The sequence below is a fragment of the Phycisphaerae bacterium genome, from assembly GCA_035384605.1.
In the GTDB taxonomy this organism is placed as follows: Bacteria; Planctomycetota; Phycisphaerae; order UBA1845; family PWPN01; genus JAUCQB01.
The window spans coordinates 6,584-28,141 of sequence record DAOOIV010000073.1; the positions used below are offsets into that span (position 1 = coordinate 6,584).

The 21,558-nt window shown below is 61.3% G+C and carries 13 protein-coding genes; 6 read left to right on the forward strand and 7 right to left on the reverse strand.

The genetic code is table 11. The features are described 5' to 3' along the window. Window positions 1–557: glycosidase (locus PLL20_15025; GenBank protein HPD31303.1), on the forward strand; the 557-nt coding region annotated here is incomplete at its 5' end. Between the two features lie 270 nt (window positions 558–827). After that, the gene (locus tag PLL20_15030) at window positions 828–2,426 is read left to right on the forward strand and encodes an alkaline phosphatase family protein (protein HPD31304.1); all 1,599 of its coding nucleotides are present in this window, start codon (window positions 828–830) and stop codon (window positions 2,424–2,426) included. 36 nt (window positions 2,427–2,462) lie between these two features. On the opposite strand, the gene PLL20_15035 is transcribed toward PLL20_15030, so the two are convergent. Further along, entirely contained in the window at window positions 2,463–4,460 is a 1,998-nt protein-coding gene (locus PLL20_15035) for a S8 family serine peptidase (GenBank protein HPD31305.1), read from the reverse strand. A 592-nt stretch (window positions 4,461–5,052) separates the two neighbouring features. Continuing rightward, a complete protein-coding gene (locus PLL20_15040) occupies window positions 5,053–9,249 on the reverse strand; it encodes a thrombospondin type 3 repeat-containing protein (protein HPD31306.1) in 4,197 nt (1,398 codons plus the stop codon). Between the two features lie 1,296 nt (window positions 9,250–10,545). On the opposite strand from PLL20_15040, the gene PLL20_15045 reads away from it, so the two are divergent. Together PLL20_15045 and PLL20_15050 are read left to right on the forward strand one after the other, a co-directional pair. After that, window positions 10,546–11,757: a glycosyltransferase family 2 protein gene (locus PLL20_15045; protein HPD31307.1), complete on the forward strand. Its 1,212-nt coding sequence runs from the start codon at window positions 10,546–10,548 to the stop codon at window positions 11,755–11,757. 7 nt (window positions 11,758–11,764) lie between these two features. After that, window positions 11,765–12,340, forward strand: coding sequence for a hypothetical protein (locus tag PLL20_15050; protein HPD31308.1), 576 nt, complete (start codon window positions 11,765–11,767; stop codon window positions 12,338–12,340). Window positions 12,341–12,359: 19 nt separating this feature from the next. On the opposite strand, the gene PLL20_15055 is transcribed toward PLL20_15050, so the two are convergent. Then, entirely contained in the window at window positions 12,360–13,061 is a 702-nt protein-coding gene (locus PLL20_15055) for a class I SAM-dependent methyltransferase (GenBank protein ID HPD31309.1), read from the reverse strand. 117 nt (window positions 13,062–13,178) lie between these two features. Next, window positions 13,179–14,318, reverse strand: coding sequence for an AmmeMemoRadiSam system radical SAM enzyme (gene amrS, locus PLL20_15060; protein ID HPD31310.1), 1,140 nt, complete (start codon window positions 14,316–14,318; stop codon window positions 13,179–13,181). A gap of 97 nt (window positions 14,319–14,415) precedes the next feature. Here amrS and PLL20_15065 point away from each other — a divergent pair, with 97 nt between their 5' ends. Further along, the gene (locus PLL20_15065; GenBank protein ID HPD31311.1) at window positions 14,416–15,465 is read left to right on the forward strand and encodes a hypothetical protein; all 1,050 of its coding nucleotides are present in this window, start codon (window positions 14,416–14,418) and stop codon (window positions 15,463–15,465) included. 238 nt (window positions 15,466–15,703) lie between these two features. Continuing rightward, complete coding sequence (locus PLL20_15070) at window positions 15,704–17,863, forward strand: alpha-galactosidase (GenBank protein HPD31312.1); 2,160 nt, start codon at window positions 15,704–15,706, stop codon at window positions 17,861–17,863. A gap of 147 nt (window positions 17,864–18,010) precedes the next feature. Here the strand turns inward: PLL20_15070 and PLL20_15075 are convergent, their stop codons facing one another. From PLL20_15075 to prfA, 3 genes are all read right to left on the reverse strand, one after another. Then, complete coding sequence (locus PLL20_15075; protein HPD31313.1) at window positions 18,011–19,567, reverse strand: SMP-30/gluconolactonase/LRE family protein; 1,557 nt, start codon at window positions 19,565–19,567, stop codon at window positions 18,011–18,013. Next, the gene (gene hisA / locus PLL20_15080; protein ID HPD31314.1) at window positions 19,564–20,298 is read right to left on the reverse strand and encodes a 1-(5-phosphoribosyl)-5-[(5-phosphoribosylamino)methylideneamino]imidazole-4-carboxamide isomerase; all 735 of its coding nucleotides are present in this window, start codon (window positions 20,296–20,298) and stop codon (window positions 19,564–19,566) included. The genes PLL20_15075 and hisA overlap by 4 nt, the downstream gene beginning before the upstream one ends. 76 nt (window positions 20,299–20,374) lie before the next feature. Further along, window positions 20,375–21,472, reverse strand: a complete 1,098-nt coding sequence (gene prfA, locus PLL20_15085; protein ID HPD31315.1) for a peptide chain release factor 1 — start codon at window positions 21,470–21,472, stop codon at window positions 20,375–20,377. Between the last annotated feature and the right edge of the window lie 86 nt (window positions 21,473–21,558).

The window sequence follows — 21,558 nt, forward strand, 5'->3', positions numbered from 1 at the left end:
CGCCGGACATCGACGACCGCAACGTCATCCTGTTCCCCGAGAAACTGGCCGGTCGATATGCCGTGCTACGTCGCCCCAGCCCCTTTGCAGGCGTCACCACCGAGCACCGTAGCGTCCACCCGGGCATCAAGATCAGTTACAGCGACGACCTGCATAACTGGAGCACCCCGGCAACCGTCATCGAACCCGCCTATCAGTGGGAGAACAACCGGATCGGCGGATCCACTCCGCCCATCCGCACGCCGGCCGGGTGGCTGGCGTTCTATCACGGTGTGGAGAACCAGGACCCCACTGTCCGCCGCGTCTGTTATCGCATGGGAGCAATGCTCCTGGACGCCGATGATCCGACCAAGGTACTTGCCCGTACGCCCAAACCCCTGCTTGAGCCCACCGAGTACTATGAGTGCTTCGGTCTCTTCATACCCAACGTCGTCTTCCCCACCGGCGCGGTAGTCATCGACGACGTGGTACACCTCTATTACGGTGCGTGCGACACGGCCATTGCCCTCGCCACCTGCCCCCTGAGCGAACTGCTCGACTACATGCTGAGTCTGTAGTGCCCCGCAACCTTCACGGGTGTTCCCCTTGATCGTTTGCGAGATTGCCCCGTCCTGAAAGGATGGAGAATCGAATCGGCAAGGAAATCGGACGGCGACTGTTGACGCGGCGCTTGATCCGGCGAAACTGTCCTGCCTATGACCCACACAAACCTGCACAGCACCGACCCGACCGCCTCTCCTGGCATGCCCCAGGTTACGGCCGGAACTACGGCTCCAAGGGTATCGGCCGGACCTCGGCGGGATTTCTCACCTCCGCCCGCAGATAAGGTGCTGATCATCGGCCTGGACGGCGCCACCTTCGACGTCCTCAAGCCGATGATGAAACACGGACGGATGCCCAATCTCGCCCGACTGGTGAAGGAAGGCACCTCCGGCATCCTATATTCGACCCAGCCCCCCATCACGCCCGCCGCGTGGACCACCTTCATGACCGGCAAAGGGCCGGGACGACACGGCATCGTGGACTTCGAACGTTACGACGTCGCAACCGGCAAGCTTTCATTCAACAGCACCTACGAGATCCGCGAACGCACAATCTGGGAAATCCTCAGCGAAAAAGGCTTCCGCGTGGGCGCCGTCCACGTGCCCATGACGTACCCCCCGCGGAAAGTCAACGGTTTCATGATCTCGGGTTTTGAAACGCCGAGCGTCGCCGCTGAATTCACCTGGCCGCCGGAGCTCAAGCAGGAAATCCTGCGACGATGGCCCAACTACAGTTATCGCGCCGATTGGCAGCGGCGAGTCTTCGGTCGCGACAAGGCTCTGCGTCGCAACCTTCGTCATATCGAACGGAGTTTCCACCAAGGCGCCGAGCTGACAACGTTCTGCGGCGAGCGGTTCGGCTGGGATGTCCTGATGGTGCTGTTCAAACTGGTCGACAACCTTCAGCACAAGACATGGAAATACCTCGACCCCAAGACGGCCGTCCGATACCCGCACGAGGCCGAATTGGCGGCCAACTGCTTCGTCGAACTCGACAAGGCTCTCGGCATGCTCTTTGATTACGCCCGCAGGTATTCGGCGTCGATACTGATGATGTCCGACCACGGACACGGCAGTCTCGATGGCAAAGCCCAACCCAACCTGCTGCTCAAACGGTGGGGATATCTCAAGATCCGAAGCAGCACCGTCCAGATTCGTCGCAAGCTTTCGAAAATCGCCGACCGCTTCCTGGGCCGCAGGCGAACACGGTTTGACGCCAACCTCGGGATCGAGCACGAGCTGGTGGTTGACTGGGAACAGACACGGGCGTGCGTCATCCACGCCGGCATGAACGGGTTCCTCTATATCAGCCTCAAAGGTCGTCAACCCCACGGCGTCGTTGAGCCGTCGGACTACGAGAAGGTGCGAGATGACCTGCGAAACCGCTTCCTCGCGGCCAAGTGTACCGATCCCGCCGGCCGGGAAGTACGCATCTTCTCGGAGGTCCACAAACCTGAAGAGCTCTACGGATGCAACCGTGAGGAACAACCGTGGATGCCCGATTTGCTGCTCGTCCCACAACCCGGTCTGGCCGTCGTCCGGCGAATCGTCGGTCGTCAACCAGTGCGCTGGTCCTCGTTGCGGCGACTTGAAGGCACGCACCGCGTCGAAGGCATCCTTATAGCCAACGGTCCCCACATCCGGCAAGGCAGCCAAACCACCGGTCGAATCGTCGACATCGCCCCGACGCTGCTGGCGGCGCTGGGACTCAAGGTGCCGTCTGACATGGAAGGTAACGTGCTGACGGACCTCTTTGATCGAATGCCCACTATCGAATACGAACTCCCGCAGACGGCGGAATGGACACGACAGGAGTGCGTGTACTCGGAAGCAGAGAAGGAGATCCTGACAAAGCGACTGACCGAGTTGGGGTACCTGGAATAGCCGATGCATGGCCCTTTCGCCGCCCCTAAGGCCGGATCATTCAAAGCAATCCGGCGGAGGTACCCCGCCCAGCCCGCTGTAGCATCGCTGAAGCACCGCGAAGTCGCACTGGTCTACGTCGCCATCCTCGTCGAGATCCTTTCCATCACAGCCGGCCATCGCTGGAACTCCAGGAGCCGAGGCGCAGTCTTCCCACTCTGCCATGTCGAATGCGTCGACATCCTCGTCGCGATCGTAGTCGCCGGTGATCACCGCGGAAATCCCGCTGACTAACAGGGCGTAGTATTGAAGGACGCCGACAAGATTACCCTTGTGTGAAACATGAACGGTATACGAACCCGCGACAGGACAGGAAACCAGGATCTGCTCCACGTTGTCCCGCGTATTGTCGCCGGTGGTAGCCGGCGACGTCGGGAACAACGGATCGAGGACATACGGCATGTGGACGGTTCCACCATCGGGAGCGACCACCCGGAGATCAAGATCGTTCACCAGGCACGGTGAAGGGTTATCCAGACCGGTCCGCACCACACCCGGCGGGTCGGTCCAGCAAAGCGTAACCTTGAGTGGACGCACGCCGTTCGACGCACACGTGTAGGAGATGGACGGCTGAGCCGGACTTAACAGACCGCTGACTATCCGCCGCGCGGCCGGGGACCGCCGGTGCAACAACAACTGCTCGGCAGCAGCCTCGACGTTGAGCAGACCCCAGCCGGTCTGATAGTCCGGGCCGGCGGCCTGTAAATCGTCCGCCGTGTGAATCATGAGCCCTCTCAGCATCTCAGACCGCATATACTGCCCGGGAAACAGCCTGCCGTAGTACTCGACCAGCAAGGCGGCCGAGCCGGAGACCACGGCCGTTGCCATGCTCGTGCCGCTGTAGGTTCCGTACGAGGCGTCGCCTGTCGCCGTACAGGAGCGAAGAGTCATCCCCGAACTCACGAGATCGGGCTTGATTCGCCCATCGTCCGTCGGTCCCCACGAGGTGAACGGTGTCACGGTCGCAAGCGACAACAACCGTTTCCCTCCGTAGACGGCGTCCGATACGGCTCCGACAACCATCACATTCTTGGCTGTGCTTGCGCTTGCCAGGGTGTCGTAGCCTCCCGCGTCCCAATTATCCGGTAGCGGATCGGTGTTCGGATCGTATGATTTCTGGCGCCACCGACCATTGAACCAGTACTCGAACAGGGCCCCCGCCGCGGGAACGGGGTCGTTTCTCTCGTTGCCCGCAGCCTTGAAAGGCAAGTAGTAAGGAGCCTCATAGCAAAGCTCATCCCATTGCCGTGCCACTTCGTCGTATTGCCCGAAGTAGCTGGACTCCCGCTCACCCCACGTCCCGTGCCACCGGAAACTGCCCGAGCTGTTGTCCCAGCCGGCTGCGTGGACGTATGAGTGGTTCGAGATCTGGATCGCATCCGGCTGTCCCGGCACCGCCATGGCGCGCGCGGTCATCTCCCCCAGATCACTGGTCCAGTCATAGGAATCGATGCCCGCGCTCGGGGCCATGCCGATGGCGCTGGGATCAACCCCCGTCGCACCAATGGTTCCCGCCACATGCGTGGCATGGTCGAAGGAAGAGCCGCTGTCCCGAATCGACACCCGACCGGTCAGCTCCCGATGGGTGGCACGAACCGCGCCACCGTCCCAAACCCCGACGACAACGCCGAAGCCGTTGATGTCGTACGGGGGAGTATTTCGGACCAGATCCGCCGCTGCCGTAATGCCGGCATCGCTGTTAGCCGTTTGGCAGATGTACACTCTGCCGTCACGAATGCCCATGAGCTCGCTGACAACCTGGCCGTGCTGTGTCCGGGGCGACCATCCGTGCCTTTGCGCGGAAGCCCAAGCGGCCTTCTTGGCCTCGAGTGCCTGAGTGGCCAAGAGCCGTGCTTTTTCGGCTCTGCCCCTGAGTGCCCCGTCATCCGGCAACGACTGCGGCTGGGCCTGCAAGCCACCCGAGCTCAGCAGGCAAAGCCCGGCCGCGATCCAAAGGATAGTGAAGGTCCGCATCTCTTCCCCACGCTTAGCCATGCCGCCGCAGGCAAGCTCACCTCTCCACGATGCCAGGCGCGTGCAACCTCGGCAAACCGCCCCCGCAAACGAGCCGCCCCCCTTGGGATTGTCTCTGATCTTATTATAGCCGCAGGTACATCAGACCGAACCGGGAAGGCTCAAGCCGGCCCTCTCCGTGCGATTCCAGAAAGCATCCGATCAGCAAAACCTGAAGGGGCCACGCCTACAGTGCTCTCTAAGGCGGACCGCAACCCAAGCGCTCTGCAATCCAGAAACATGCCCGCAAGCCGCACGCATATCCGGCCGTAAGGTTCTAAGGCGGACCGCCTTTTTGCGGGCCACAACCCAAGCGCTCTGCGATCCAGAAGCATGCGCGCAAGTCGCACGCATATCCGGCCGTAAGGTTCTCATACCCCTACGACGCCGACGTCGGACGGGTGGACGCTCCGAGTCTCAGGACGTACCGTCGCTCCTTCACGTGTCCCCTGCTATGCCCCCCCGCCCTGCGGGACGAATGTCAATCGTCGCACCTGCGACATGCCATGGCTCGCATTCCCGGACCTTGCATGATCGCCGCGCAGCGCGACCCAAGGACCAAGCTTTGCGGCCGTCAGCAGCCTCGCCGCCTCACGACCAGCCGCAACACGCAGAGCCCGACCAGCCCCACGGCCATCAGTTGGGCGGCCCCGGCTCCGCATGGAACGGCACGCCCCGATGAAGGCGCATCCAGCGCCGGCTCCTCGTTGGTCGGAACCGCCGTCTGGTTATCGGCCGGCATGATCTGATCCTTCTTTCCAGCCGAAGATACGGAGGCATCGCAAGCGTCGCCGATCCCGTCTCCGTCCTGGTCCAACTGGTCAGCGTTCGCAACGCGCGGGCAGTTGTCGCAGGCATCCCCGACGCCGTCACCGTCTGAGTCCGCCTGGTCTGCGTTAGGAACGCCGACACAGTTGTCGCACATATCCCCGATGCCGTCGTCATCGGCATCATCCTGAGTGGGATCGTAGATGTTCGGGCACTTGTCACAAGCGTCGCCCACGCCATCCTTGTCACTGTCCTTCTGGTTGGCATTCGCGACCGTCGGGCAGTTGTCCAGGCAGTTAAGCTTGCCGTCCTTGTCATCGTCCGCATCCGGCACACCACAGCCACAAACGCCCGGCTGCACCTTCTTCGGGTCCACGTCGCAGGTGTCGTGGCAGTCGGGCGTGCCGTCGCCGTCCCGGTCGCGATCGAGCACCCCGCAACCACACTTGCCGGGCACGCTCTTGTATGGGTCGTTGGGACATTCGTCGACGCAGTCAACCTTGCCGTCGAAATCCACGTCTTTCTCGAGCAGGCCGCAGCCACAGAGCCCCGGATCCTGCTTGTTGGGGTCATTCGGACAGTTGTCTATGGGGCAAGTGTTGTTCGGGAACCCCGGGTCGCCGAACCTGTCGCCGTCGGAATCTGTGCACGTGTCGCACGCGTCACCCCAAAGATCGTCATCGGCATTGGCCTGATCCGCATTCGCAATGTTCGGACAGTTGTCCTGCGGACAGGTGTTGGCCGCAAACCCCGGATTGCCGGTGCCATCACCGTCCGTGTCGGTACAGGTGTCGCAGACGTCGCCGATCCCGTCCTCATCCTTATCCCGCTGGGCAGGGTTGGGAATCTCGGGACAGTTGTCGCACGCATCCCCGAGCTTGTCCGAGTCCGAGTTGGTCTGGTCCGGATTGGCCACCTTCACGCAGTTGTCGCAGGCGTCACCCACGGCGTCACCGTCGGCATCCTGCTGAAAGGGATTCACCGCGCTGACGCAGTTGTCGCACGCGTCACCGATGCCATCCTTATCATCGTCCGCCTGATTCGGGTTTGCGATCAACGGACAATTGTCGCAGGCATCGCCCACGCCGTCACCGTCGTCGTCATGCTGGTCCGGGTTCAGCGTCAGCGGGCAGTTGTCGCAGGCGTTGCCCAGACCGTCACGATCAGAGTCCGTCTGATCCGGATTCGGAACAAGCAGGCAGTTGTCGCAGGCATCACCCGCGGCGTCGCCGTCCGCGTCGGCCTGGTCTTCGTTCGCTACGACAGGACAGTTGTCGCAGGCGTCGCCCAGGGAATCACTGTCGCGGTTCCGCTGGTCCGGGTTGGGCACCGTCGGGCAGTTGTCGCAGACTTCGCCTATCCCATCACCGTCCGGATCGGGCAAGCCGTTGACCTGGACGACGAATTCGATCTCGTCATCTCCCTCGGCGGCCGTTACGGACAACAGCAACGGAATAGCCTCACACATGGGATGCTGGGCCTTAACCTGGATCTTGAAAGGACCGGCGTTTGTGCCCACCCCACCCGTCGGCAGGTCCGGATAGCTCTGAGTAGCGTTGGCTCCCACGACGGTCACCGTCCCCACGTCGCATGAAAGCGTCGCCGAGACATTCGTGGCGTCGCCGCCGACGTTCTTCAGGGTGATCGTGAGGTCGACGGTCTCACCCGGTTCCACCGAACCGTCGCCGTCGCCACCCGCCGAGTCGTCAATGACGGGGCGGCCGTCCAATTCGAAACTCGGCCCGCTGTGACAGGCAAATACCTCGAAATCGTCCAAATACCACCCCACGTTGGTGCCGTAGAACGAGTCGCGGCCGAAGTCAAACCGGAATTGCACTTTGTCGCCGGCCTTGACGCTGCCGGGAAGGGTGAACGCCGACTTGCCCCATCCGCCGGAGGAACCGGTCCAGACGATCTGACCGGCCATGGGATTGTCGTTGGAGGAATAGTCGGCTCGTGCCAGGCTGCTGGTGTACGAGTTGTGAATGAAAGACGTGACCAGCGTCCAAGCACCGCTGTTGATTCTCATGCTGATGTTGCCGCCGTCCCACCATTCCTCGACATCGAAATAGTGAGCAAATACCACTCCGAGTCCCATCACTCCCGGAGGAATCGTGATCTCCGGACTGGTCAGCGTCTGTTTCGCGGCACCGCTCGGGTTGGACGGATCGGGACAGTACCATCCCTTGCCGGACCGACCGGGCATACCGGATTTCCACTGCCACTCGCTGTTTCCACGCGACCAGCCTCCGTCCGTGCTCTCGAAGCTCTCAGAATAGAGTGTCACCCGGCCTCCACAAAGGACAGGCTCTTCGCGAGAGAAGAAATCGCCGCACCGGCCGGGCATGTCCATCTGAACCGCCCGAAGGGCATTGTCCACCTGCTGCGCATCCGCAACCGTGAAAGTGGAATCCGAAGGCAAGCCGGTCCGCGGATCGGCCGGCTTGGTCCCGATCAGATCCTGAGCCGCCTGGTTGAATGCATGATAGGCATCCTGGAAATCAGAGATCGTTGTCAGGTATCTGGTCAGCGCCCGGTACCAGACCGCGCCCGTCTTGATCGGTCCGATGCCCGTCACCGTGATACCATTGAAGCTGCCCCCATCGGTCGCCAGTTGAAAGGCATGATTGGGAATACCGCTCCCGCTGTGAACGCCGCCGTTGTCCTCGGCCATGCAAACCTGATAGGGACTCTGGCCCATGTCCGGATCGCCGAAACAAGTCGGATTGAACATGTCGCGAATGGCTCCGCCGAACGCGTCGGCATCCTCACCCATCGACCAACGAACACCGTCAACATAGCTCGGGTAATAGCTGCACCGCGTACGAAGGTTGTTCGGCGTGTCCTTGCCGGGCCCTGTCGGGTGCGGCGGCCAGTTCGGCGGGCCGCCTGGGGCCCCCGGAAAGGCGGCATCGCCGTTAAACAGGTCTACCAATTCACCGAAAACGTCGGAAAAAGACTCGTTCAACTGCCCGGGTTGATTCTGGTAGATCAGGTTGGCGGTGTATTCCGTGATCCCGTGCGTCATTTCGTGAGCCATGATGTCGTCCGTGATGGTCCCCGGACAGAAAACCATCTCCTGCCCATCCCAGAAAGCATTCGGACAAATACCGGCATAGTAGAAATTCGCCACGACCTTGAGGATCATGCCGGTGCCGTTGATGCTGTCCCGACCGAACGCCCGGTAATAGTAATCGTACACGTCGCCCGCGTAATCATAGCCTCGATTCACGTCCACCAGAGAGTAAGGCGGATCACCCTCGGACCGGGCCAGAGTTGCGCCGGCCAAATCTGAGGACCCGTGTGCATCGTAAATCTTTCGGATCCTGCTGGTCTGGATCATGTTCCAGCGATCAAGAATCTCGCCGGTCCGAGCATCAACAAACACGCCTTCGCGCAGCACAACGGAAATGTCCCTGAGAATGATGTAGTACGCCAGCCTCGGTCCCGTTGCTCGGCCCCCGTACCAGGCCGGATCCACCACCACCAGTTCCGCATGTTCGATGCTCGGCGTCCCTCTGTTGACGAGGCGAATGGCGGCGGCCTCGGCATCCGCAGGCTTAACGACCGGCGTTACAGCCAGGTCGTCGGGCACTGGAAGGAAATCGCCATTGGCCGCATACACTCGGCCGGCAGCATCCTCGTGAACCTTGACCACGCCGCCGAAAACACGAACACCCTTGTGGTACTGCCGATAGGTTGAGTGCGTGAATCCCAAGGAATCGGCATCCACCCTGTAGCCCGCCAATTGGACGGCCGGGTCCGAGATGCCAAAAGCTTTGCCGTGTGCATCGAGGAAAGCCATAGCCGGATCCTGGGCAGCCCGGCCCGGCGGCGCGGCCAGAACCTGTGCGTCGCCGGTCAATCTCAGAAACGAGATCCTGCCTGTCTTGCCCGAAATGTGCACGCGGATGTCCGGGTTCTGCGGCAGGCTCGCGGCCGCGCACAACCGGACAACGCATCCGGCCAGAACAAAAACGCCGAACCACCCAAGGCTTCTCATACGCTCACTCCTTCCGCATGCCATGCGCGGCCACCCGTGCGCGCCTCTCTTGACGCGGGGGACCACACGCTTCGCCCACGAATCCGCTTGCACAACCGCTATCTGCACAGATCGTCTGCAAAACGACCAGCTCCGGCACCGTTGGGGAAACCGTCACGCAGGTCGCCTCCGCAACCAGTAACGACGCAACGTCATACCTCGGCAGAGGTCCGCTTGTGTTGTTCTGGAACTTGTCGCGGCAATTGGCTGTTCGATAATCCGTTTGAGTTTCAGCGCGAATGCTCGATTTTGATCTTCCGACAAGCCCCAATCGGCCACCCACCCCTTTTTGGCAGTCCAAGCCCATGTCGCCATGACCCTGCCCCAGGGACCCCTTGATCCTTCCTCCGTCTGGAAAGCCAGTATAACAGACCTCCGCCGCCCGGTCCAACTCGAATCTCATAAATAACGAGCGACTGAAGACCTGAGGACAATTGCACGAACCCACAATCGGATTCAAGTACTTGATTAAAAACAGATTACAGACCGTATCGGGCGATCCGCCCCAGGACCAGGCCAGAACCCCCCGTCCATCTGTGCTTGAATTATGGCCACGAGGGCGTCTGCCAGTAGCCAAGGAGGCGACCGCCCCGCCAACAACGCCACCGCGGGGCCAAATCAAGCATGGCAACGATCAACAGGGACCCGATCTGCCGGTACCGGTGGGAACCTGAGGGTCTAAGGCGGGCCGCCTTTTTGCGGGGCACAAGCCAAGCGCGCTGCGATCTGGAAACATGGGCGCAGGCCCCACGGCTGTCCGACCGGAAGGCTCTATGCCCGTCCGTCAGAGCCCACACTGCCACGCATGGGACAGCCGTCATGCCAGTCCAACCACCGGCCGGAAACCTGCTCAATACGGCCTGCCAAACCAGACCTTGGGCAGATACTGCCGACCCGACCGACGACTTCCGTCGCTGATCCTCATTCAGCCGCGATTGGAGATCGGCGCGATCCAGCACACAACGCCGATCGCAACGGCCGCTTCGTGCCGCCAGCGGCCGCCGCACCTGCGGTGCAGCAACGAACGCCCGCCGTCGCCCTGCTGTGGATGGCAGGCAAACCCGCCGACGAGCAGCCAAAGGGACACGCAGACGAAACCTCATGCCGCTCCCCCGAAACCTTGAACAGGAAACGACCCGGCGGACGCGAAGACAGGCAGTCTTGGCGGCCTTGCTGATCGGACAGCCGGCGCGGATAATCGCCGACTGGACATCCAAAGCTTGACGCCACGACGGCGAACCGTGAGGGCATCACTCAATGGGCATGACTATCTGGGCCGCACTTCTCATCGCCGTGGCGTCCATTTGGGCAAGTCGGCATGTCGCCATCACCAGAGCCCGACGAGAACAACTCCCTCTTACTCCTTCGTCCTACGACGGGCCACCGTCCAAGCCACCCTTCGTCAGCGTGCTCATCGCCGCCAAGGACGAACAGGCCAATATTGAGGCGGCGGTCCGCTCCATGCTCGATCAGGACTACCCCGCTTTTGAGGTCATTGTCATCAATGATCGTAGCTCAGATCGTACGGGCGAGATTCTGGAGTCGATCAGGGCGGAATATCCCGACGGCCGGCTTAAGGTCATCCATATCCGGCAGCTTCAGGATGGCTGGTTCGGCAAAAACAATGCCATGCGCGAAGGAGCCTGCCAGGCCGCAGGGCAGTGGTTCTGCTTCGGCGACGCCGACTGCCGGCAGACGTCCCGAAAAACGCTGTCCATGGCTGTCCGGCACGCCATTGAGAACAAGATCGACTTTCTCTCAGTGCTCCCCAGATTGGAGACCCACAGCCTCTGGGAAAGAATCATCCAGCCGGTCTGCGGCGCCATCATGGTCTTCTGGTTTCATCCCAAGAAGGTTAACAGCCCCCATCTCCCGAACGCCTACGCCAACGGGGCATTCATGCTCATGAGCCGCAAGTGCTACGAGACCATCGGCGGACACGAGGCCGTACGCACCCACATCAACGAAGACATGCAGTTGGCCAAACTTGCCAAGGCTCGCGGCCAGCGATTGTTTGTTATGCAGAACGACGGCCTGTACACCGTTCGGATGTATTCCCGATTCGGTGAGATCTGGCGAGGATGGAGCCGCATCTTCTACGGCTGCTTCGAGACCTTCCGCCGTCTGCGGATCACGCTGGCCATGCTCCTGACCACGAACATCTTCCCCTACCTCAGCCTGCTGATCGCCGCGTGCGTCCTGGCGGTCCGAGGGTGGGCCGAGGCCGGGACAGGCTGGCAAATGGTCGCGGTCGCCGGCGCCCTGGTCGTCGTCGTGCAACAATCGGTCATCTTCCGATACTACAGACTCAGCCAAACCAACCCCTGGTTGGCACCGACCTTCATTATCGGAGCGGTCATCTGCGCCGGAATGCTGATCAACGCAATGCTCAAGCTGAACGGCCGGACAACGACCACCTGGCGAGGAACCACTTATCGAGGCAGCCAACTGGCACGCCCTTCAGGTTGAGCCGCGTATGAAACAATCACTGGAACTGCTGACCATCAGCCAAACACCCAGCAGCGAAGATTGGATGAATCTGGTCGGCCGTGTTCTGACCGAATACCGACAGTATCTATACTACGCCCTGGGTGTTTTGATCGGTCTTCTGATCCTTGGTCGCATCTGGCGAGGGATCCGCCGCGCCATCCGGCGTGCCCGCCCGCCACAGATTCACCCCAGCCTCCAGAAGTACAACGTCGACTACGCTGAGCTGGACCGCAAACGGCGAGAAGCAGCAGTCGGAGTCGTCGCCACGTCTACCGGCAATCGTCTGGCCGGTTTCCGGATCGTCCGGCAGGTCGAGGCGGTCTTCGTGGAAGGTTTCCGCACACCCGATGAAGCACTGACGGCATTGAAAGCCCTGGCTGTTGAGCGGGGTGCCAACGCCTTGCTCAACGTCCGAACCGAACGCACCGCTGCCGGACGTTGCTCTGCTTCAGGAGACGCCATTGTCGCCGCGCCCATTTCGCCCGGACCACCCGACCCGATGCGACCGCTGGGTCCCCGCCCGAGTCGGCCGCCGCAGCCGCCACCGGACAAGAAGCCCTGAACAGGTCGTTTCTGAGGGCTCAGCCCGGCTTTATCAGGTAGACATCGTACCGAACGGTCGTGCCCTTGAAGACAATGTGAGGTGATCCACCCAACGCGGGAGCTCGCAGCGGCCGTTTGACCACCACGCGTTTTCGGGCGGCGGCCAATGCCACCTCCAACAACGCACCCGCATCCTCGTCATCACCCGCGACCAGCCGGCAGATGCGCATCTCCTTCTTGGCCAGAGCCGACTTGCCCCTTGCCGGGAACATCGGATCGAGATAGACGACGTCAGGCTGCAAGGACTCGCTGAGCTGCGGGAGCAGGAGCCTCGCGTCCGCCGGGATCACCTGCGTCCGATTGTTAATGATCTCGCTCGTTTCGGGATCGCCGCTCGCCCGCCTCACGCCGTCCATGAGCAGGGCGGCCATCACAGGACAGCGCTCGAACATCGTCACCGTGCACCCCATGCAAGCCATGAGAAATGCATCCCGTCCGAGGCCTGCCGTTGCGTCCACCACGACGAGTCGTCTGCCCCCAAAGCCAATGGCCTTGGCAAGCATCCGTTCCGACCCGACCACGTTCCTTCGGCGCCGCTCCAACCTGCCACCCACAAAATCGACGCGAACCGGCCGCGAGCGGCGCAGGCCGGACTCCCGCAATTCAAGACCACGATCGGTGACGACAAGAAGCAGGACGTGTTGGTGCCATTCGGAACGGACGGCAAGCGGCAACGACATTTGTGCCGACAACGCCTCCGCATGACCCCGAAGAGATGGAGCGTCGCCGTCAATGGCCACCGCGATCGAAACTGACCTCTCTGGAACTCCCGCGGAGATTGGCCTCATGCAGGTATTCTACAGTGACACGGTCGTCGGATACGAGGAACTCGACGTCGGCGCGACGTCCTCCCATACACCCGGAATGACCGCGCCGCACTTGCCGCATCGTCCTCCACGCATGTTGTTCTCCCGAATCGTGAAGCCCTGGCGACGGATCAGCAGCGTCCTGCAGTCCGGGCAATAGGTGTTCTCCCGGTCACCCAGCGCCCCGGGCAGATTCCCTGTGTATACGAACTTCAGGCCTGCGGCCTTGCCAATGTCAAAAGCCTTGGCCAATGTTTTGACCGGCGTCCTCGGCGGATCACCCATCCTGTAATCCGGGTGAAACGCCGTGACGTGCCAGGGGATGTCCGTGGAAACGCCGGCCACAAATCGGGCGATGCTTCCCAGCTCGTCATCACCATCGTTGAAGCCCGGCACAACAAGCGTGACCACCTCAACCCAGAAGTCGGCCTGCTTCAGACGGGTGATCGTGTCCAGGACGTTCTTCAATTGACCGCCGAGCCGACGGTAGCTCTCTTCTTTGAAGCACTTGAGGTCAACCTTGAAGAGCTTCATGTACGGCCGCAGGAACTCGATCGCCTCCGGCGTGGCGTGTCCGTTGGAGACGAACCCGCAGACGATGCCGTGCGGTCGGGCAAGCTTAAAAACCTCGACCGCCCAGTCGGCGGTGATCAACGGCTCATTGTAGGTGCTCACAATGACGGGGGTCTTGCGTTCGAGTGCAACCTCGACAATCTGCTCCGCGCGGACGACCGACGGCTGGGCGCCGGCCGCCTCGTCCCGCAAGGTTTGACTGGAAAACCAGTTCTGGCAGAAGTCACAGTGGAAGTTGCAGCCGAGCATCCCGAACGAAACGGCATCGCGGCCCGGAAAGACGTGAAAGAAAGGCTTCTTCTCAATCGGATCGACCGCCAGACCCGCCACGTAGCCGGCCGGTACCCGGAGCTGGCCGGCCCGATTGAATCGGACCCGACAGACTCCGCTCTTGCCGTCCGCAATCCGGCAGCGGTGACCGCAGGCAAGGCACGTCACAACGCCGTCACCCTCGTCGCGAAACAACCCCGGCGCCGCCGGCATGGTGTGCTCTTCAAGAATGCTCTTGAGGTTGCTGCCCACGTCTATCGCCTCACGCGGCATCCCTGCCTCACACATATTATACCATTCCCGCCAAAGCCCGCCGCCCAGCCGGCGATCTCGACGCATGCGCACCAGGGCGATACAATCCTTTTCCGATTGATGGAGGCACGACATGTCGGCCACACGAACATGGATTGGGGTTGTCACATTCGTCGTTCTGACGACGGCCTTGGCTCTGATGCATGCCGGCTGCGGCAATGACGAGCCCAAGCCCCCCGACCGGCGCACGAATACGGATCAGATCACCACCGGCATCGATGACGGCACCCAAGCCGGTGCCGACAAGGACGACGACCCGAAACACCCCCGGGCCCTGCCCCGCACCGGCGATGTGGCCGGATGGGTCAAAACACGTGCGGTGTCCACCGCCCCCGCCGGCAAACTCGCCGACCTGGTCAAGGACCCGGAGGTTCTCACGGCGGTGAAGGCTTTCGACGTCAGATCGCTCGCCTCATGCCGCTACAACCAGCAGATCACATCGGCCGAGGTCCTGTTCATCGAGACGGCCTCGCCCGCCGACGCCTTCGGCCTGGTAAGCGTCCTGGTTCCTGAACCGGCCGAATGGCTCGCTGCGGATCGCAGCGTCCGGGCCGTCCACATTGGAAGCGCCGCAATGCGGCTGGTTGCCCAACAAGGAAAGGTTTGTGTTCTCGTGGATGTCGCCGGCCGAGTGGATGACGAGGACATACGCCGCAGCTCCCGCCGCCTGATGGACCACATTCTCTTTTCCCTGCCCGCGGCGGACCCGCCGATGCTCATGCAGGTCATCCCTCCGTCGCAACAAGCTTCAACCAAGCTGTGGCTGGTCCGCGACTTGACGATCCTGTCCAAGGCCGCCCACCCGCTCATCCGGCAAGTGGCTACGACAATCAGCAATCAATCGCTGGGTCTGTCAGGCGATGCTACGATCACGATCGCCGCCGTTCCCCCGATCGACGACGCCGATCCCCACTTGATCTGGCTGGCCGAGTATCCGACGCCTGACGCCGCCAAGGCAGCTTATGACCGATGCAAGGCCGCAAGCCGGCCGGCAGACTCATCTCAGAGCCTGCATCTGACCGTTCTGGAACCGAAGGGTAAACTGCTGGCCGGCGCCTGGACCGAGCAGGCAAGCACCGCCATGCCCCTCCTGAAAAACCTCCAGAATGCCCTGCCCGGATAGACCCCGTCACCGCGCAGCCCAACGCGGCGCAAGAGACGTATCGGAACCAGACATAACAAACAAAGCCTGACCAACCCAACGGAACACGAACCGGACAATAAGTAGCTTGCTTGGGTCGGACGCCTCTGCTAGAAGAACCATGTGGGCGGTGTTCTTACGGCTGCATGAGTTGCCGTGGGGAGATAGCGCCTCAGCCGAAACCGGAAATCCGTGCCTGTTTGCGCAAGGAAAGGATAAGATGAGGCGCCTTCGACATCTTTTTCAACGTTCTGCCACCGTAGCGGTGCTTGCAGCGGTGTTTCTGCCCCTTCCAGACAATCTCCGAGCCGACGAGTACGGCGTTCGCACCGAGGATACGCTTCTTCGAATACGCACGACAGATAACCGCGTCTTTATCGATCATCTGTCGAGCGGGCAGGGAACGAGCTGGATCAGCGCGCCTTCGGAACTCCGACTGATCGACAATGATATCGCTGACAATACCCCTCGCGCAATCGCATGGCAGCTCGACGGTGTCGAATCGCAGTCCGATGAACAAGGCATCCAGGTTCGTATATCTCTGAGGGGTCGTGACTCAACTCTGAGAGTGCGCTCCACGTGGAAAGCCCGCGCCGGTCCGGGACCAATCGAGCATACTTTGGCAGTCACCAACAACGGGAAATCTCCCATGCTTATTCCGTGGGCCCCCAGCCTCGCATTGACGCTGCACCCTGTGCGCTTGACTGAGCTCACCCATTGGTGGGTCGAGAAAGGGGCGGGTAAACCAGGCCCAAAGGGAATCCACGTTGAGAAGATACTCGACGGTTTTGCCTACCAGGGCGTATCGACCCCCTACTCGAAGGCGGAAACCGAACCGATCCCATGGCAATGCATACATGACCCCTCTGTTCCGCATGGTCTATACACGGGTATCGAATCGAGCGGCTGCGTGTCTCAAATGGCGATCCTCACGGCCGGCGAGTCACCATCGCTGCAACTGAGTCTGGGAATCGACCAGACAGGCGATCCGTTCCTCGCCGTGTTGCAGCCCGGTGAGACCTACGTCTTCCCCACGGCATTCATCGGCTGCTATGAGGGCGACGTGGACAAGGGTTGCAACCGTCTTCACCGATGGGTCGAACGGTGGCTTCTTCCACAGACCAATGAGCCTCGCTGCCCCTTGCTGACGTGCAATACGTGGGGTAGCGGAACAGGAATCGACGAACAACTCGCCATCAAGATGATCGATGAATGCGCGGACCTCGGAATCGAGATGTTTCATGTCGACGCGGGATGGTACAAGCAGATCGGATGGTGGCACGAAGATCCGGCAAAGTTTCCCAACGGCCTCAAGCCGATCGCCGATCAAGCCCACCAGAAGGGACTCAAGTTCGGTTTGTGGGTGGCGTGGACCCAGGGAGGACACACTGCGAAGGATCGGCAGGCCCTTTCGGTATTCGAACCGGCCATGCGAGAGTGGTTCCGTTTCGACTTGGCCGAAGACTGGCGAAGCAGCAGATGGCGAGGCGAGCCGGTCTGCCTGGCTTCCCGTGAGGCCCAGGAATGGTGCCGTGCCGAACTGCGCAGGATCATCCGGGAATACGATCTCGACATGCTCGAGCACGATCAGAAGATGGTCGTATGGGACTGCGCCCGCGACGCGCACGGCCACACCGCATCTTCGGGCGATATCAGCCATCGGGCCACACTTGGCTATTACGGAGTCTATGACTCACTTCGGGACGAGTTCCCGAATGTGCTCTTCGAGAATTGCGTCAGCGGCGGCCGAATGGTGGACTTCGGCGTGCTGCAACGATGCCACTATACCTGCGCCACGGATTCCTATGATCCCCTGTCGCTGCGACAGGCTTTCTACGACGCCAGTTACCCTCTGCCGCCAAGGGTGATTGAGGCTTACGTGGCCGATCACTCAGGACCGACGCTGGACACGTTCCGGTACATGCTGCGAAGCGGGATGATGGGTTGGTGCACGCTGATGCTGGACACATCCAAGTGGTCTCGCCAGCAGCGCGAAGCCGGAAAACGGGAATTCGAGCTATATAAGCGACACATCCGCCCACAGATCAGGGACGGGAACATATACCATGTCCTGCCACGGGCAAGCGAGAATGGCTGGGACGGCATCCAGTATCACACGCCCCGGACCGACAGCGGGATCCTGTTTGTTTTCCGGGCAAAATCGGACCAGGATCGTGTGGTCGTTCGATTGAAGGGTCTGAAAGCCGACATGTCATATCGTCTCTGTTGCGCGGACGAATCAAGTCCTCCCCGCGTGGCTCACGGCAGGGACTTGATGCTTGAAGGTCTGCCCCTGACGCTCGGATCGCCGCAATCGTCCAAAATCATTCTCATCTCACCTGCCTTTGCCCTGGAAACCGGAGAGTCAGGGCAGGACTGATAGTTCCGACCCATCGAGTGGCTTTGGCCGGAATGAAACCCGGCAAGCGATCCACGACGGCCACAGACAATACTGATCAGGACAGGATGACCGCCTCGCAAAATGAATGATGCGACAAAAGACCACGGCAGCTCTGTTCGGGCACCCCTACTTGCGTGACACGCCGTCCAGATGCACGTGCCATCCTCGCGTCTGCATGTCGATGGCGTAAAGCGATGTTCGAGCCGTGATAAAAAGTGTGTGCCAGCCCTGACCGCCGAACGTGCAGTTCGCCGGTTGCTCCGGAGTCTCGATCAGCCCCAGCCATTTGCCGCCGGCATCCAGCACCCAGACACCGCCACGACCGGCCACGTAGAGCCGCCCCTCCCTGTCCACGGTCATGCCGTCCGGTTGGGTCACGTAGGCTATGCGCTCGCCTTTCCCGATCCTGCCCGGACCCCTGACTTCATACCGGTAGAGCTTGTCGGCCCCATTGTCGAGGACATACAGGAACCGGCCGTTGGGCGAGAGTGCAATGCCGTTGGGACGAACGAGATCATCGATGATGCGCGTGATCTTCTTGTCAGCCGACACGTAGTAGACAGCCTCTTTGTCCTGCTCCAGATCGTCGCGCGGGCCGTACCGTGGGTCGGTGAAGTAGATGCCGCCTTCGGCATCGATCCACAAGTCGTTCGGGCTGTTCAGACGCTTGCCGTCATAGCGGCTCACGATCTCCTCGCCCGCCCGGCCGGCCACAGCTCTTGAGACGCGCCTTCCGGCATGCTCACAGGCGATCAAGAAGCCCCCCTTGTCGAACATCAGTCCGTTGGACTGGCCGCTGGCGGCGTTTGCCACCTCGGCCTTGCCGTCTGCATAGCGAACGATATGCGCGACCGGAATGTCACTGAAGTACAGGGCTTCGTCCTTGAGATTCCACGCCGGCCCTTCAACGAACTTGAAGTTTCCCGCCAGCTTGCGGACCTTGGCGTCTTCCACCAGAACGTCTTTGAGCAACGGCACCGCCGGCAGCAGCACAACGTTGTCGATCCGCGTCACAACATCCTGAAAATCATCGTTCGTGGAGTATTCCCAGCCGATCAGGTAGCTGTCAGGAATCAACCTGCCCTCTTTCACGTCACAGCAAGGATAGATCATCGCCTTGTAGGGCTGATTCCTCAGGCGGGGGTTTGTCTTGAAGACCAGGGCCGGCTGGCTGTACACCGCCTCACCAGGGAAACCTTCATTGCTGACCCACAGGCCAAACGGCTGGTCGCCAGGGTCAAACTCGACCGAGCCGCTCTTCAAAGGAGGCGGCGTGTAGCTGCTCTTCTCGATCTCCGCGGCGGGCTGCTTGTACGCGTAGGCCCAGGCTTCCTTGCGGATCCTCTCCACATTCGGCGGCACCTGCGTTACCGCAGGCCCGGCCACGTACCACCCGGCATGGGTGGGCGTTTCGAGTCCCCACGCGGCAATTGGCGTGAAAACCACAGGTTTGCTGGAGTCGGCCTTGCGGAACAAACTGCTCGGCGTCACGCCGTCCAGCAACGGATTACGCAAGTCCTTGTCCATGTCCAGGCCGAACTGTCTGAGAATCCGGTTCCAATCGGGTTCATTCTGCGCGGGACTCACCTTCGGCTGTCCGCCGAACACGACACCGCCCGTGGCGAGCAGGAAAACCACCTCCGGCAGTACCTGACGCCCGACATTTCGGTTTGTGAGTCTCATGATTCTTCTCCGCTTGTCGCGATCCGGACCGCTTCCGCCAGATCAAGCCGTCTCTCGTAAATCGCCCGCCCAATGATAATCCCGCCCAGCGGCAACCGGCAGAGAACCCTGACGTCATCAATGGTCGTCACCCCACCGGAGGCTATGACCGGAATCGGCGACGCCTTCGCAACCGCGAGCGTCGCCTCGATGTTAGGACCGCTGAGCATGCCATCCCGGCTGATGTCCGTGTAGATGATGGCCGAAACGCCAAGCCCCGCCGCCTGCTGGGCCACCTGGACCGCCGTCAACGCTGTTTGTTCAAGCCAGCCTCGAACAGCCAACCGGCCCTGTTTGGCGTCCAGTCCCAAAGCTACATGGTTGGCACACTTGGGCCGCTGAGCCACTTGCTTGAACCACTCCCAGTCCTCAAGCGCCTTGGTCCCGACGATGCACCTCTGGACGCCGGCGTCGATCAGTTCCTCGATCGTCTCGGCCTCGCGCAGGCCGCCGCCGACCTCCACCCGCAACGAGGTTTCCGCAAGAATCCGCCTGATCGTCGGCAGGTTGCACGGCCGACCCACCTTGGCTCCGTCCAGATCGACAACATGAAGCCATCTGGCTCCCGCCCGTTCGAACTCTCTGGCCACCCCCACCGGGTCGCCGGAGTAGTCGATCTGTTGAGCGTAGTCGCCTTGCAGCAGGCGAACACATTTGCCGCCGATAAGGTCAATGGCCGGAAGAATGTCCATCAAGCACCTCTCATCCCAAGACGGTCAACGGTTCCGATGCCATGCTGCCGGCATGAAATGCGCGCCGCCAGAGCAATCACAGGTTCCTGAGTCGCTGCTCCAGGTCGTGTTTCTGGAGGGCTGCAATCAGCTCTTCCAGCTCGCCATCCATGATCCGGTCCAGGTAGTACAAGTCCAGGTTGATCCGATGGTCGGTGCAACGGTTCTGCGGGAAGTTGTAGGTGCGGATGCGTTCACTGCGATCGCCCGAGCCGATCATGGTCCGCCAATTGGCGTCACGCTGTGAGCGTTGGCTCTGCATCATGTGGTCGTACAGACGCGACATGAGCACCCGCCGGGCCTTGGCTCGGTTCTTATGCTGGCTTTTTTCATCGCGCATCGAAACCGTGATGCCGGTCGGCAGGTGCTCGAGACGGATGGCCGACGAGACCTTGTTGACGTTCTGGCCACCGGGTCCACCTGCTCGGCTGACATGCTCGACCACATCCTTCTCCCAATCGATCGCGATCTCGATATCCTCCGGTTCTGGCAAGACGGCGACGGTTGCGGCAGAGGTGTGGATTCGCCCTTGGGCCTCCGTTATCGGTACCCGCTGGACCCGGTGCCCCCCGCCCTCATAACCCAGATGCCGGTAGACGCCTTCACCCTTGACGTTGAGGATGATTTCCTTAAAGCCGCCCAGATCCGAGGGCGACGCATCCATGACCTCCACGCTGAAACCATGCCGATCGCAATAACGCTGATACATGTCCCGCAAGTTCCCGGCAAACAAGGCCGCCTCCTCGCCACCGGTGCCCGCCCGGATCTCCAGAATCACCGAACTGACGGCCGCATCCTCGCCGGTCACCAATGCCGCCTTCATCTCCTCCATCAGCGCGGCGGCCTGCGACGCGGCGAGCCCCAATTCCTCCCGGGCCAGCGCTTTCAGATCGGGATCGGCAGCCGGGTCATCCAGAATCGCCTGGCTTTCGGCAACGAGGGCCACAGCCTTGCGGTACGCCTCATACGGCTCCATCATCCTCCGCAGCTTGCCGTGCTCCTTGTTGAGCGCGACGATCCGCTGCACGTCGCCGGCGACCTCCGGCCGATTCATCTCCTCCCCGATCGCCTCATAACGAGCCCGCAGCTCTTCAAGCTTGCGTAACACCGGCTCGCCCGTGGATGCTGTTGCCATCGCCGGACCTGCCCTTCAGAACCCTATGGCCAGATATCTGTGCGGCTTGCGCGCATGTTTCTGGATCGCAGAACGCCGGGTGCCAT